The sequence below is a fragment of the Paenibacillus sp. MAHUQ-45 genome, assembly GCF_058133325.1.
Window position 1 is genome coordinate 92,603 of record NZ_JBYUPV010000005.1, and the last position, 14,985, is coordinate 107,587.

Consider the following 14,985-nt stretch of genomic DNA (forward strand, 5'->3'; position numbering starts at 1 on the left):
GTCCGATATATAATTTAGGTAACGCGAATTTCCTGAAATCAAAGCTATGTCCAGAAGTATAGTAGGTACGTTGAAGTGGTATTGAACGATGAATGTTCATATACGTTGATAAATAATCTGGATGGATAATTTGATGATTGTTACGTACTCAGCAAATAACCCCTTACTGCTTGATTGAAGCAGTAAGGGGCTATTTGTACATGGTTCATTCGTTAAGTCAATGCATTAGTTGCTGTTTGAAAAAACAAGATCTGGACGCAGTGACTTGGGTTTTAAAAAATATGTATGTTACATATCTTTACTGTGGGGAGGAGGAATCTATATATGATTATTCCAAAAGGGTTCATGGATGTTCTTGATAAAGATATGTATCTTTCTGGGATCGTAAGGTCAACAGTCTCTCGTTTTGATGTAATCATACAAGAAAGTAAATTTGAGTTTTTCCCGGAGTACACGAAGCATGATACTTCACATGTAGAAGCCGTTCTAGAAAACGCCAAGAATCTAATCGGTGAAAGCCTTTGTCTTCTAAATGTTAAAGATATTACAGTTTTAATACTGTCCATTTTGGTACATGATCTTGGTATGCATCTTACCTTTGAAGGATTCAATAGATTTCTCGAAAAAGGCAAAGAAGATGTAATCAAGGGAATTGACAATCTAACGTGGGAGGAGGAATGGAGTAAGTATCTTCGGGAATCCAAGAAATGGAGTGGGAAAAAGCGACAAGAGATTTTCGGCAAAAAAACGCTACTGCTAAAAGAACCTTCTAAAGATAAAAATGAACATTCTAAAACCGATAAAATATTTATTGGAGAGTTCATTCGCCGCCATCATCCGAGAATGGCTCATGAGATTGTATTATCAGGCTTCCCATTGGTGAATGAGAATAATTCACCTTTTGCAGTTGACTTGGAGTTTGAAATAAAGGATATTATAGGACTAATTAGTCGAAGTCATGGGATGGACTTACGTTCTACATTCTCCTATTTGTTAGAAAAGCATCACGATTGTCGTACGCCCTATAATATCAAAGTAATTTATCTTATGGTCGTTTTAAGGATCTCCGACTACCTTCATATCACCCCCGATCGCGCTCCAGCTATAAGCTTACAGATCTCATCGTTTTCCAGCCCCGCATCTATATTAGAATGGGACATTCATCAGACGATTAAAGATATGAACCAGAATCATGAAGATCCTGAGACTCTTTTTGTAAACGCCAGACCCAATAACAGTAGTGAGTTTCTTAAAATAAAATCTTTACTAAAAGATATCCAAAATGAATTGGATTTAAGTTGGGCTATTATTGGGGAGGTTTATGGAAGGTATAAAGAATTAAACAAATTGACAATTTCTATACGAAGAATACGGTCAAATCTTGAAAACAAAAAGTACACAAATTCTCTGCCATATCTTCCTGATAAGGTAATGTTTGGTAGTGAGCCAGAGGCTATTAAGCTATTGGTATCGCCCTTGTATGGTGGGAAATTGAGTTACGGAGTGAGAGAACTTATCCAAAATGCAGTTGATGCATGTAGGGAGCTTGAATATCTCTGCAAAGCAAAGTCAGAGAAAAGCGAATACAAATCCAAAATTAAAGTAAGTATCTACCAAATGGATTCGGACTATTTTTTCCAAATCGAAGATAATGGCATCGGTATGTCAGCGGAAGTTATAATTCATTATTTTTTGAAAGCTGGAGCATCTTATAGAAACAATAATGATTGGAAAACGAATTTTACATTGGATGGAAATACTCAAATTGCCCGAAGTGGTCGATTTGGGGTAGGGGCATTGGCGGCTTTCTTATTAGGTGATCAAATTGAGGTCACTACGAAAAGTATTGACTCGGAATTAGGATACTCTTTTACGGCAAGTTTGGACGATGTGCAGATTGAAGTGAGTAATACTATTGATTGTTCAGTGGGGACTAAGATAAGGATCAAGCTTAATGAACAGTCATTATTAGAATTAAAGGAACAGATTGAAAGCGATTATCGATCGCATAGTAGTGAACCAGCATGGTTTGCATGGTATTTGTTAAATAAACCTGATATTCAATATGAATTCCCTGATGACTGGGGACGAGATGGTTTCAATAAGTATCACACAGTCGTTAGCATAGATAATTGGAAACAAATTAAAATTCCAGAGTTCGGTGTAGTCTTATGGACGTTCGGAGGGGTTACATCAGAGCAGTTCTTTCAATCACCTTTACTTTGTAATGGAATCATCATTCCTTATGGGTATACTAGCCGATATCCCTTTTATAACTCTTACCCTTCGATGAATAATAAGCCCTCAATTATGGTACTTGATTATGAGGGATCTATGCCGCTCACATTAACGAGGGATAAGTTGGGAGGAGATGGTGAACTACCATTTGAAAAAGAACTATCTCAAAGCTTGATTTTAGATATGCTGGCAAAGCTTTTGAAATTAAAGATGGATACTATTAAGTTAGGCAGGGATATAACATGTTTCAGTCACCCTATTCTAAGATCTGAGAAAATGGTGGATGTTAGAGAGGAGAGCTTGATAGGAGAAGGATCACTCGTGTTGTCAAAAACAGGGTATTGTCTTCCTTATATCCGTAATATTAGAAAGCTGAAAACAAATAAAATTGTTCAAATATGGCCTAAATCTTCACAAGAATTATCCTTTAATATTTGGTCTTATCTAGAACATGTGATGATCTCGAGTTATTCGCTATCGCATTCGAACGAATTGTTAAAAAATGAACTTTATCAAGTAAGCTTTATACACGATTTCAGAATATCTTCCAAAAGAATCTATCTTCCAAAGCAACTTGGGGTAGCTTTAATTGATGGAGAAATTAAAATGAGAAAGGACATTTGGGGTAAGTTGGAAATTGAAAAAGAGCTTGAGAGCATGGTCTGTATTGCTATGAATAATCCACCCCCGGCAACAATTGATGATTCTTTTTTTGAAAGCGAAGATGGGGTGAAAGTAGATACCCTTATTGAGATATTTATAACACCAAAAAAATTTAGAAAATACAATAAACGTGATAAGGAGAAGATTGCAGCATTAAATAAATATGTTGAAGAAGCTTTAGATAGTTGCTTTGCAGATGGAGTTTTTATTCCATACGAATTAAAGGAGAGAAGGGGGAAATTCCCACAAGCTTTTGAATATTTATCGGAGTATATCTAGATTTATTTATAAAAGCTATATTCGTGCGGATACGTCCCGCATATAAAGACTAAGAATTCTGCTTTCAATGTGTTGACCCTGCTTACTCCACACATGTCCAGTGTCTAATATTGATGGTTCTGAAACAATAATTGAGATGTGACAGTATCGCGCAGATACATTATTATAGTGATTTTGTACACGTAGGCTCATTACTCTCCTGGTGTTGGATTAGCTGCGTCCTCGGTTACAGACGATATCGTTGATCCGTAGCTTGAATCCTAATATGGATAATTATATCGCATGTAGTCGTTAATAAAGAAATTTTTTGGAGCCGTGTAGCTGAGAAAATTGCTAAACGGCTTTTTATCATTGCTATATACAGCACGACTGTATATACTACAACTATACAGCATGACTATATACAGTTTAACGATATATTTTCTGTGAATAAGGAGGGGAAACATGGGGAGAGATAAACATTTACCGCTTACGGAAACGGTGTATTATATTTTGTTAGCCTTGATAGAACCGGCGCACGGTTATTTGATCATGCAAAAGGTGGAGGAGCTAAGCGGAGGACAAGTAAGAATGGCGGCTGGGACGCTTTATGGAGCGATTGAGAATATGTTGAAGCAGAAATTTATAGAGCCTGTCCGAAGTGAAGACAGTCGCCGAAAGGTTTATGCCATTACAGAAAAAGGAATGGAAATTTTGCGCCTCGATTTTGAACGAATGGATCATATGATTAAGGTCACGAAGGATACGTTGAGATAAGGACGGGGATCGAAATGAGAAAATTCAAGTTCTTTACTAGTTTTGACAAAGAAGAAAAATGGTTAGGTGAAATGGCCAAACAAGGTTATAAATTCACGAAAAAATCATTCTGGTATGAATTTGAACCCGCCACAACTACAGATACTACTATAAAAATGGATTACCGGACATTTAAAAAGCAGGAGGATTTTGAAGATTATTGTGCCCTTTTTGAAGACAGCGGATGGGAACATATCACAGGAACAAAACGTTCGGGATATCAATATTTTAAGAAGACAATCGAAAAGGGAAATGAAGATATTTTTTCAGATACTGTTTCCAAAGCTGGTCGATATAAACGGTTATCTGATATGTGGATGTCGTTGGTATCTTTACTCACCCCAATTTTTATAGTACTCGTCTTTACTAACTCTATTGATGGAGAAGCTCTTCTCAATCCCAAACTATTGTATTATACACCGGGACTATGGGAAAAAACCGGAGCAGAATTTTGGAAGGCATTTCTCTTTGAAACGCCATTTGCATTTTTTAGAGGGTTTTCCTGGGTGCTCATTCTGATGATGATTTTTTTATATCTTATCTTTTCAATCAAAGCGAATGTGCAATACCAGAAAACGCAAAGAGATTAACCTAGCTTGAAGCGCTCGAAAGACGGGAATGGAAAATCCGACGTGTTCCGAGCGCTTTCAGCTCATCTATTCAATGTTGTTACAGCTCAAGCTTCGCAATAGATTGTACAGCATTCGGTATGGCGCTCTTTGCGAGCTGTGGAATATTTGTGCCCTGAGCCCGTACCACTTGAACATTCTCAATGCCAATAAATGCTAAGACTTGACGTAAATAAGGTTCAACAAAATCCCATTCTTTCCATACCCCTTCAGTAAACACACCCCCTGAAGCCACGACTAAGACAGCTTTTTTATCTTTTGCCAGTCCTAGAACTCCTGTTTCTGTATAGGTGAAAGTCTTACCAGGACGAACTACAAGATCAAGCCAGGCTTTGAGCACAGACGGAATGCCGAAGTTCCACATCGGAGTCGCAATGACTAAGAGATCTGATTCCAAAAGCTCCTCAGTCAATTGATCCGATAGGCGGGCAGATTCTTTATTGGCCTCTATCTCCTCTGGAATTTTTGAAGCAATAACTTTTAAGGTTTTGTCATCTAAGTGAGGGAGAGGGTCTTTTGCAAGGTCACGGTATACAAACTTAGCTTCTGGAAATTCCTCTTTAAGCCGTGTAGATAGCTTGTCCGTTACCGTGCGACTGGCGGATACAGCCTCTCTTGGGCTCACTTCAATGATGAGAATCTGTTTCATAGGATTACTTCCTTTCATTGTTTATGCTTTTCCTTGTTTAGTACGAATTAGAATATATATTGAATGTTTATATACAACAAGAAGGCACTTTAACCTTCGTAACTAACATGGGGGTTAGCTATGAAGAATACTAATGAAATGTATGATCCATTTTTAAAATTACATAATTAGGGAATAAATAACTTGACAATATGTAGTCATATTAACTTTAATACAATTCTTTATAGTATCTAATCCTATTAGATCGTCCGAGTACGTGTATAAAAACGAGAAGACACTGTAGCATTTGTAACTAACACGGGGGTTTGCTATGGAAAATAATAATGAGAACAATGATATTGATCTGGTATTCGTCTGCGGGTATAAGGACCCTGCGGCTGTTCGAGAGCTTCTGACAAAAATCGGTGATAGATGGAGTATCCTTCTGATTCTGTCCCTTTCCAAATTACACGGAAATCGTGCCCGGTTTTCGACTTTGGAAAAATCCATTCCTGGAATTTCTCAAAGAATGCTTACGCTGACTTTACGGAATTTGGAGCGCGATGGGCTGATTGTAAGAGAGGTTTTTCCTGAAGTTCCACCCCGTGTGGAATATGAACTCACTAGTCTTGGGGTGAGCTTGATTCGCCCATTAGAAGGTCTAATTGAGTGGGTAACGACTAATTGGGAAGAAGTTATACAAGCGCAATCTCGTTTCGATTCAAGATAATACGGTGATTGCGATTTAGTTAACAATGATATGTTAGTGAAAAATACTTGTGATTGAGGAGAATAAACATGGAAAAACAACCTGTTGGATTTGAAAATGCCGCACCATTTTTTAATATTGTTATGGATGGACTTGCGGGTGTAGTTGATGGGGAACACTTTTGGGATGCTGTTGCAGAGGATGCAGTATTCGATTTCTTATACAACTTTCCTGGGTTTCCAAACAGAATGGAAGGGCGCTCGACATATATGAATTGGTTCAGTAATTATGGTATGAAGTTGAAAAGTGCCGATAATCTTAGGGTCTACAAGGTTCAGGGGGAAAATATGATTGTGATGGAATATGAGGTTCATGGAATTGAACCATACTCAGGTAAAGCTTACGATAATAGATTCTGCTCTATAGTTACGATTAAAGATCGCAAAATTGTTTATTGGCGGGACTATATGGATTCACTTGCCGTTGCGCAGTTGAGCAGCAATTAATGGGGAGATAATTGGCAGCCACGTACGTAATTCCTTAATAGAGACACAGTTACCTGCCAATTTAAGTCCGAATGTTTTCAGCATTCGGACTTTGTAATGTAAGAAAAAATACACAACATTATCAAATTCCCCATTGAAAAAATTGGAAACTAAACCTATACTCAAAATATCTTACACAAGGGAGAGATGCAGTATGAAAAGTCTATTTGTCTATCTTCAAGAGGGAAATAAACAAATCTAAACTACGGAAGTTACATTTATACGATAATAATGTGCTTCCGTGGTTCACATAACATGGAGGTATAACAAGTTGAGTACAAATAATTGGGAATCTTTTTTTGACGATCATGCCCCTCATTACATGAATAATAGTTTTGCCAAGAATACGATTTCGGAAGTTGATTTTGTGATTGAAGAATTGAAACTTTCGGAAGGAAGTAGCATCCTTGATGTAGGGTGTGGCACAGGAAGACATTCTATCGAACTTGCAAAACGTGGATACGAGGTCACAGGAGTCGATATATCATCAGGCATGCTTTTGGAAGCCAAAAAAATGGCTACAGAAGTCAGTGTGAGTGTTGAATGGATTCATTGTGATGCGGCGAGATATACCCCAACAAAGACATTCGATGCGGTTATTTGTCTTTGCGAGGGGGCATTTGGTTTAGTTGGCAAGGATGATGAGCCTATCGAACATGATTTGGCGATTCTTAAAAATATCTCTGACGCATTGAAGCCAAAGGGACGATTTATTCTTTCAACCTTGAATGCCTACGCAAAAATTCGCAACCTTACTCAAGAGGACGTTGATGCCGGAAGGTTTAACCCTGTGACAATGGTAGAACATTATATGGATGAATGGAATTTACCAGAAGGAAAGAAACAGGTTGAGGTTAAGGAACGAAGATACCTCCCATTTGAATTGAGACAGATGTGTAATCAAGTGGGCCTGAGGGTTGAGAACATTTGGGGCGGCACAGCAGGTGCTTGGAAGCGTCAAAGTATTAGCTTGGATGAGATGGAAGTCATGGTCATAGCTTCGAAAGAATAAGATTACAGGGATTGCTCTTATAGGGCAATCCCTTATTATCGTTTCAAAGATAGTGCAGAAACCAATCCTACGGAAACATGTATTTTTAAGGACAAATTGGCGACAAAAACCGTCACCCAACATATGATAGAACCGAACAGATCATCCTACAATGTGGAGGGGCCTACATTTAAAAGCTTCTTCTTATACTCCCGCCCTAAGTCCACAAACACAAGAAGAGGCTTAACATTTTCCCCATAAAATTTTCATTTTCCAACGTGAATACTACCAGCCCCCCACGCCTGCTATTCCGTAACAAAATACGCGGGGTAGTCTTCAGAATCACTCTGGATGCAATCCAGCAGCCGAGGCCTGCGACGGATATACTAAGCGAAGCGAGTAGAGAGATTCCAGTCCAGTTCATAAGGAGCGGCAGCTTGACAATACCGTATGAAGACAGCAGTCCGCGCAAGAGATGAGGCAGGAGATAATTACCACATAAAATCCCCAATCCAGCACCTATGACAGATAGGCCCACAATCCCCCAGGTTACAGCTCCGCGTATTGTATTTGAAGTCAGGCCAATGGATTAGACCTGATCCATTGGCCTTTGGAGAATACTTGATTTTTATGCATGGCCAGAAAATATAGCAGTTCGAATTCTTTGGCCGACAAAGAGATTTCCTCACCACCCAGAGTAGCTTTATATGCCTTTTTGTCCATGGTAAGCGAAGCAAGAGTAAGCACCTCATTCTGCCGGGTCTGGGTCTCCATGCCATCAATTCTGCGCAGATGGGCCTGAATTCTTGCTACTAACTCGTTCAACGAAAAAGGTTTGGTCATATAATCATCTGCGCCGAATCCAAGTCCCAGCACTTTGTCTGTATCACTGCCTCGGGCGCTCAAGATGAGAATTGGACTGCGAGTGATGTCCCGGATCTGCTGACACAGCTCGATTCCGTTAACATCGGGCAGCATAATATCCAGGATGATGAAATCAGGGTTTAACGATTCAACGAGCTGCAAACCCGTCGGTAGAAGAAGGGATTTTGAATATTTAACTATAAAGAGATAGAATATGCAGATGGGACAGCATGGTTCGAGGGAGCTACGGTGCACCATCGCTATCTTGTTACCTTGTCCGCGTCATTTACTTCGTATACTTTTAGGAGGTTTCCAGTGTCACCGAGAAATGTAGAGAAAGATCAACAGTTAAGAGAATTGAGACGGGAGCATATTCTGGATTGCTCTCTTCAGGTGATTGCCAGACGGGGAATTGATTCCGCCAGTGTGAAAGATATCGCCATAGAAGCCGGACTCAGCGTCGGCAACGTGTACAATTATTTTAAATCGAAGGAAGATATATTCAGTGCGGTGCTGCAGCGGGGGCAGATCGATTATGGCCGCCAAATATCCAATCAAGCTGCACTAGCTATGGATGCGCGGGAAAAGCTTCATCTCATTTGTGAGAGCTGGATCGCCACACCTGAGAACTGGGCGTTTACGATCATGCTGCAAAGCATTCGGACGAACGAAACGGTGAATCCGCAGCTACGGGAAGCGGCTACACGCAGATTTACTGCGAACTTGGAGCCGATGGCCGAGATTATGCGGCAGGGACAGCACGCCGGGGTCATTATCGAGGGTGATCCGAAGGAGCTTGCGTTCTATTTTGTCAGCTTGATTCAAGGCTTAACGTTGCAATTGGCGCCCGGCTATGAAATTCCGGTCAAGATTCAAGCTGCTAGGATCGTAACATTATTTAGCATGCCTAAGAAATGATTGGAAAAAATAGTTTGACAAGTGATTTAAGTCATTGCTATTATAACAGGTAACAAAACGAATACATATTCAGTTTGTGGATGGTAAATTGAATATTGTCCAATCGACCAGACAACCGGAGATTGACGGGACAATACTGCCTGCAGGAATGCAGCAGAATGTACCGTGGCATCTCTTTTTTTTATGCTTAATACCGAGTAATCAAGTGAGAAAAGTTTTATTAAATCAAATGATGGGGGAATGGGAGATGAAATTATTCAAAGTTTGGGCAGTTATTCTATTGATAGCGGTACTGACGGTGGGATGCGCCAACACAGAAAAAAGCGGAAGTGAAGCAGCCAAAGAAAACAAAGAAACTAAAGAAACCAATAAGTATGAGGGATTGACCGTGAAGCTCGGCGTTCAGGGCAGCGGAGGACTTTGGGGCAAAGCACGGGAGGAGAAATGGTTTGAAGATGAGTTTGGGAAGCTTGGTGTGAAGGTCGAATGGGCAGAGTTCCAAAGCGGACCTCCGATGACGGAAGCAATAGCTTCTAACCATCTTGATTTTGCCGGTCTTGGTAACATGCCGATCATTGCCGCCCAGGCAGCGGATATTCCATTCAAGGTTATTTCGCAATTGCTCGAAGGAAAGAACAACGTTGCGATCATCACTCCGACCAGCAGCGCGCTTAAAACGATTAATGATTTGAAAGGTAAAAAGATAGCGGTAGCCAAAGGGAGCAATGCTTATAACTTCCTCTACCGTGGTTTGGCCGAAGCCGGCATTAAAGACTCCGATGTCGAGATTATTCAGCTTCAGCCGGATGAAGCGCAGCCGGCATTCGAGTCGGGTGGCGTAGACGCATGGGCGACCTGGGACCCTTATATTACGCTTAATACGTTGACGGGCAAAGCCAAAGTGCTGACGGACGGCGAGCAGTTGGGAGTATTGTCCCCGTCTTTCCAGATTGTACGTAAAGAGTTTGCTGAGAAATATCCGGAGCTCGTCACCCTTTACCTGAAAGTATTCGAGAAAACCCGGCTATGGGAAGAGCAGAACCTGGACGAAGCGTTGAACCGTTATGCAACAGAACGGAAGGTACCGGTTGAGGTGATCAAAGGAACACAGGTACGTTCCAAAATAATCAATATACCTGTAAGTGACGAGATCATAGCCGAGCAGCAGAAAACGGCTGACTTCCAGTACGAGATTGGAAATATTCGCAAGAAGATTAACGTATCCGAGGTATTCGACAATCAATACTTGAAAGAAGCGTTGAAATAAAGGGTGTTTAAATGATTTAAAAAGCGGATAACAACTAGAAAAGTTATATAAGACAAACAAAAGAAAATAACAAAAAGCGAGAAGGAACGAAGGAGGAAGTTTGGAACTGTAGGAGCGAAGCGATCGCCTTTGTCTCCGGATTTCAACCGCAAACAGCGGTACAATTGAAAGAAATCTGGAGACAACAGCGGCCGGAAGTCCAAACATTCCACCGTAGTGACGATCGAGTCTTACGTTAGGATCTTAAGTTCGTCTTATATAGATAAGCGGAGCAAAAATGGAACGAGGTGATGGTTATGGAGAATGCGGCTGCAACGACGCTTGTAAAGGAGAAGACGAAGGCACCTGGGAGATTGAAGCGGCGGCGATCCGTGCAGATTACCAATATAGCGTTGGGGGTTATGCTGCCGATTGCAACGGTTGTGATCTGGGAGATTGCTGCTGCTATGGGAAAATTGAATCCGATTCTATTGCCTGCTCCTAGTAAAATCGTGGAGGAATTCGTCAGTCTGACGTCTTCCGGCGAGTTGTTACATCATCTTGGTATCTCAGCATGGCGAGCACTGCTTGGCTTCTTGCTGGGCGGAGGATTGGGTCTTACGGCCGGCATTTGGGTAGGCTTTTCCTACAAAACAGAACGGCTGCTCGATCCACTGCTACAAATGCTGCGTACGCTGCCTCATCTCGCGATTGCGCCGTTGTTCATTTTATGGTTCGGCTTTGGTGAAGCGTCGAAAGTGCTGCTGATCGCCAAAGGGACGTTTTTTCCGCTCTACGTCAATACGTTTCTTGGCATTCGTTCGGTGGATAGCAAGCTGTTCGAAGTCGGCCGGGTCCTTCAATTCAGCAAATGGAACATGATCACGAAGCTGGTCGTGCCCGCTGCCATGCCGAACATTTTGCTTGGAGTAAGGTTGTCGGTTGGGGTTGCCTGGCTGGTGCTGGTGGTTGCAGAAATGATGGGCTCTAGCTCTGGTATTGGTTTCTTGATCAATGATGCCAGATCATTCTCACTGACTTCTGTCGTATTCGTCGGAATTATAGTATTTGCCATTGTCGGCAAGCTAACGGATTCATTGGTGAAGCTGCTAGAACGCCGGTTGCTGCGCTGGCAGGACAGCTATAAAGGAGACGGGAAGCTATGAGTGGGCAAGTATTAGATGAGAAAGGATCGCGCTCACCGGAGGAAGGCTGGCTCCGGGTGATTCCGAGGTCGCTCCATGGCTGGCTTGTGCCGGTTGCCATCGCAATCGTCTGGGAAGCAGTCGGCCGGCTTGGTCTTGTACCTGCATCTATGCTACCCACACCGAGTGCCATTGTGAAACAGTTTGTGGAGCTTATCGCCAGCGGCGAACTCTATAAGCATATGAGCATCAGCTTTTATCGGGCACTAGTCGGCTTTTTTCTGGGCGCTGGGACGGGATTACTGCTTGGCTTGTTGACTGGTTTGAATAAAATCGCCGAAAAAACGCTCGATCCGTCGCTACAGATGATGTGGACGATCCCGCTGCTGTCGCTGATTCCGCTGTTTATATTGTGGTTTGGGATTGGTGAGTTTTCCAAAATATTAATTATCTCGCTGGGGGCCTTTTTTCCTGTCTATGTCAATACGTTTCTTGGCATCCGCAGTGTGGATTTGAAGCTGTTTGAAGTCGCACGTACCCTTCAGTATTCGCGGTTGCAGTTGATTACGAAGCTGATCATCCCGTCTGCGCTGCCGAATATCTTACTCGGTATCAGGCTGTCGCTTGGTATTGCCTGGCTGGTTCTTGTCGTGGCGGAGATGATGGGTACGAGCGCCGGCATCGGTTATATGATTCAGGACGCAAGAGCGTATATGAGAACGGATGTTGTATTTGTGGGCATCATCATTTTCGCTATCATTGGTAAAATATCTGATTCAGGTGTGCGGCTGCTGGAGAAGCGCTGGCTGCGCTGGCGTGACACGTTCAAAGGGTGACGAACACCAAGGCGGGAGGGACTTACGATGGGCAAAAGAGAGGGGCAGCTTCATTTAGGCGCCTTCATCTATTATAGCGGACATCATCATTATGGCTGGCGGCATCCGGAATCCGGGGCAGAAGGGCTATTTGACTTTAAGTTTTATAAAAAGTTGGCGCAAACCGCCGAACGTGGCAAGTTCGATATGATGTTTCTAGCTGATCTACTCTATGTCCGCGGCGTCGAAGATTCGGCTTCCGGCATGCTGGAGCCGGTTCAACTGCTTGCAGCATTGTCGACGGTGACGGAGAAGCTTGGATTGACGGCGACCGTATCGACAACATATAACGAGCCGTACAACGTTGCAAGGAAGTTTGCGTCGCTCGATCATCTCAGCGAAGGGCGTGCGGGTTGGAATATCGTAACGTCGCAGCTGGATGTTGAAGCTTACAACTATGGCAAGGATAAACACCCGGAGCATGGTCTCCGCTATGAGATGGCACGAGAATTCGTCGAGGTCGTCACTAGGCTCTGGGATACCTGGGAGGATCAAGCGCTTGTCATCGACCGCAAGGCAGGGATTTTCGCTGACGGATCGAAGATCAAAGAAGTGGAATACAAGGGGCAATGGTATTCGACGAATGGGGCGCTTAACGTCCCCCGTCCACCACAAGGTTATCCTGTGCTAATCCAGGCGGGTTCCTCCGCTCCGGGGCAGGATTTCGCCGCTGCTTTCGGAGAAGTCATCTTTACCGCGCAGCAATCGCTGGGAGCGGCTCAGGCATTCTATGCTAGTGTTAAAGGCAAGCTTGTGGCGAATGGCAGGCAGCAGGATAGTATGAAAATCATGCCTGGCCTCTCACCGATCATTGGGGCGACGGAGGCGGAAGCAGAGCGGAAATACAAGGAGCTTCAGGATCTGATTCCGCCCAGCATAATTGTCGGTGCGCTGTCTTCCGTACTCAATTTTGACCTCTCTGGTTATCCGATTGAAGGGGAGCTGCCGGACATTCCCGACCCTGTTGAAGCAACTAACGGTATGAAAAGCCGCGTGCAGCTCATTATGGACATGGCACGCAAAGAGCGCCTTTCGATTCAGGAGCTGGGAGGACGTCTGCTTGGCGCCCGGGGACATATGCAGTTTGTGGGGACCTATGAGCAATTGGCTGATTTTATGCAGCATTGGTTCGAGGAGTATGGCTGCGATGGCTTTAACATTATGCCGCCGGTGTTGCCAGGCAATCTGGATGAATTCGTCGACCATGTTGTGCCCATTCTTCAGGAGCGGGGGTTGTTCCGGAGCGAATATACCGGGAGCACACTGCGCGAGCATCTTGGGCTGGAGCGGCCAGGTCTTCGCCATTTTCAAGCTAGCCATGAACGGGGAACAGAATCCGCTATAACAGCTGCGACTTGAGAAAACGACCGGCTTTAAGGTGGTTGCAGCTACTCGGATCTCGACGCTCGCTGCGACGTCTAATAACTCATTTTGGTCCTGTAGGTTCTCTCTTTCTAGAGAGGGCCTATTTTTGGTTTAGGCTTATCCAGTGGCCTGCATACCGTGAATTCTGTGCGTGGATATTCGGTGTTTATCCATTAGCTGATTATTTATCCTGTCGTGTAGCTAGGTAATGAGCGGGCGAATCTCCGAATGCGCGTCGGAACATAGCGATAAAATTACTAGGAGAAGCATATCCCAACGCATCGGCGATCATTCCGATTGAATCCCCACGTGCTAGCATTTCCAATGCATGTGTCAAACGGGCCTGTTGACGCCACTGAGCGAATGTTAAGCCTGTATCCGCCAAGATCAATCGCCGCAATGTGCGCGGTGAAAGCGAGGCCCAGGTCGCCCACTCATCAAGCGTTCGAGTATCCTCAGGAGTTTTTAATATCTCATTAGTGATCTTCAGAAGACGTGAATCGGTGGGCAGGGGTAAGTGCAAGGGCTCTAATGGTGCTCGAACGATTTCGTCCAGCAGCACGGCGACGATCCGTTCCTGTTGCGGTTCCAAGAAGTCCTGATCATACCAGGACACAGCCCGACGTACTAAAGCGTACATAAGCTCCGAAGTAGCGATTACACAAGGCTTCAACGGCAACTCGTGACTGATACTGGGGAGGACAAGCACGCTCCATCCGCTCATCGCACCACTGATACTGACTTTATGCCGCACACCCGGTGGTATCCAGCCTGCGCGATGCGGAGGGAGCAGCCAAGACCCTTGCGCGGTGCGAACATGAATAAGGCCGCTTTCTACACAAAAGAGTTGTCCTCGCTTATGGCTATGCCAGGCATATTCTCGTGTGCCTAGCCGGAAATCATGGCCTGGGTCTTCATTGCCCCAAAAAGCGATCAAAGACGGACCCTCCAATAGATCAGTATAATCAATAGTCTTATTTCCCATGTTAGTTATTCCTTTCGTGGCCATTTCTCATTATATTTTGTCCGAATAACGTTATCATGCCTCTTCATTCCCATTGTAAGATAATAAATGAAAAAGGTCTATTAAGGCTT

At 43.4% G+C, this 14,985-nt stretch carries 13 protein-coding genes and 1 pseudogene; 11 read left to right on the forward strand and 3 right to left on the reverse strand.

The window, feature by feature from the left end; all coding sequences use genetic code 11:
- The first annotated feature begins 324 nt into the window (after window positions 1–324).
- The 3 genes from AC3Y23_RS13115 to AC3Y23_RS13125 all read left to right on the forward strand — a co-directional run bounded on the left by AC3Y23_RS13115 (window position 325) and on the right by AC3Y23_RS13125 (window position 4,565).
- On the forward strand, window positions 325–3,180 hold the full coding sequence (locus AC3Y23_RS13115) for an HD domain-containing protein (RefSeq protein WP_379199507.1): 2,856 nt from the start codon (window positions 325–327) through the stop codon (window positions 3,178–3,180).
- 444 nt (window positions 3,181–3,624) lie between these two features.
- Complete coding sequence (locus AC3Y23_RS13120; protein WP_379199509.1) at window positions 3,625–3,936, forward strand: PadR family transcriptional regulator; 312 nt, start codon at window positions 3,625–3,627, stop codon at window positions 3,934–3,936.
- 14 nt (window positions 3,937–3,950) lie between these two features.
- Window positions 3,951–4,565 (forward strand): DUF2812 domain-containing protein, encoded by a 615-nt coding sequence (locus AC3Y23_RS13125; protein ID WP_379199511.1) that lies wholly within the window; start codon window positions 3,951–3,953, stop codon window positions 4,563–4,565.
- A gap of 79 nt (window positions 4,566–4,644) precedes the next feature.
- Here AC3Y23_RS13125 and AC3Y23_RS13130 read toward each other — a convergent pair whose 3' ends face one another.
- Entirely contained in the window at window positions 4,645–5,253 is a 609-nt protein-coding gene (locus AC3Y23_RS13130) for an FMN-dependent NADH-azoreductase (protein ID WP_379199513.1), read from the reverse strand.
- A 310-nt stretch (window positions 5,254–5,563) separates the two neighbouring features.
- Between AC3Y23_RS13130 and AC3Y23_RS13135 the strand changes: the two genes are divergently transcribed.
- The 3 genes from AC3Y23_RS13135 to AC3Y23_RS13145 all read left to right on the forward strand — a co-directional run bounded on the left by AC3Y23_RS13135 (window position 5,564) and on the right by AC3Y23_RS13145 (window position 7,498).
- Window positions 5,564–5,962, forward strand: a complete 399-nt coding sequence (locus tag AC3Y23_RS13135; protein WP_379199515.1) for a winged helix-turn-helix transcriptional regulator — start codon at window positions 5,564–5,566, stop codon at window positions 5,960–5,962.
- A gap of 68 nt (window positions 5,963–6,030) precedes the next feature.
- Window positions 6,031–6,447 (forward strand): nuclear transport factor 2 family protein, encoded by a 417-nt coding sequence (locus AC3Y23_RS13140; protein ID WP_379199517.1) that lies wholly within the window; start codon window positions 6,031–6,033, stop codon window positions 6,445–6,447.
- A 310-nt stretch (window positions 6,448–6,757) separates the two neighbouring features.
- Entirely contained in the window at window positions 6,758–7,498 is a 741-nt protein-coding gene (locus AC3Y23_RS13145; RefSeq protein ID WP_379199519.1) for a class I SAM-dependent methyltransferase, read from the forward strand.
- Window positions 7,499–8,080: 582 nt separating this feature from the next.
- Here the strand turns inward: AC3Y23_RS13145 and AC3Y23_RS13150 are convergent.
- A pseudogene (locus AC3Y23_RS13150) lies at window positions 8,081–8,506 on the reverse strand (response regulator transcription factor); the annotation flags it as partial.
- A 150-nt stretch (window positions 8,507–8,656) separates the two neighbouring features.
- On the opposite strand from AC3Y23_RS13150, the gene AC3Y23_RS13155 reads away from it, so the two are divergent.
- From AC3Y23_RS13155 to AC3Y23_RS13175, 5 genes are all read left to right on the forward strand, one after another.
- Window positions 8,657–9,259 (forward strand): TetR/AcrR family transcriptional regulator, encoded by a 603-nt coding sequence (locus tag AC3Y23_RS13155; protein ID WP_379199521.1) that lies wholly within the window; start codon window positions 8,657–8,659, stop codon window positions 9,257–9,259.
- Window positions 9,260–9,506: 247 nt separating this feature from the next.
- On the forward strand, window positions 9,507–10,526 hold the full coding sequence (locus AC3Y23_RS13160) for an aliphatic sulfonate ABC transporter substrate-binding protein (RefSeq protein ID WP_379199523.1): 1,020 nt from the start codon (window positions 9,507–9,509) through the stop codon (window positions 10,524–10,526).
- A gap of 296 nt (window positions 10,527–10,822) precedes the next feature.
- The gene (locus tag AC3Y23_RS13165; protein ID WP_379199983.1) at window positions 10,823–11,671 is read left to right on the forward strand and encodes an ABC transporter permease; all 849 of its coding nucleotides are present in this window, start codon (window positions 10,823–10,825) and stop codon (window positions 11,669–11,671) included.
- Window positions 11,668–12,486 (forward strand): ABC transporter permease, encoded by an 819-nt coding sequence (locus AC3Y23_RS13170; RefSeq protein WP_379199525.1) that lies wholly within the window; start codon window positions 11,668–11,670, stop codon window positions 12,484–12,486. Before AC3Y23_RS13165 ends, AC3Y23_RS13170 begins: the two co-directional genes overlap by 4 nt.
- Before the next feature lie 27 nt (window positions 12,487–12,513).
- Window positions 12,514–13,884: an LLM class flavin-dependent oxidoreductase gene (locus AC3Y23_RS13175; RefSeq protein ID WP_379199527.1), complete on the forward strand. Its 1,371-nt coding sequence runs from the start codon at window positions 12,514–12,516 to the stop codon at window positions 13,882–13,884.
- Between the two features lie 187 nt (window positions 13,885–14,071).
- Here the strand turns inward: AC3Y23_RS13175 and AC3Y23_RS13180 are convergent, their stop codons facing one another.
- The gene (locus AC3Y23_RS13180) at window positions 14,072–14,875 is read right to left on the reverse strand and encodes an AraC family transcriptional regulator (protein WP_379199529.1); all 804 of its coding nucleotides are present in this window, start codon (window positions 14,873–14,875) and stop codon (window positions 14,072–14,074) included.
- Window positions 14,876–14,985 lie beyond the last annotated feature (110 nt).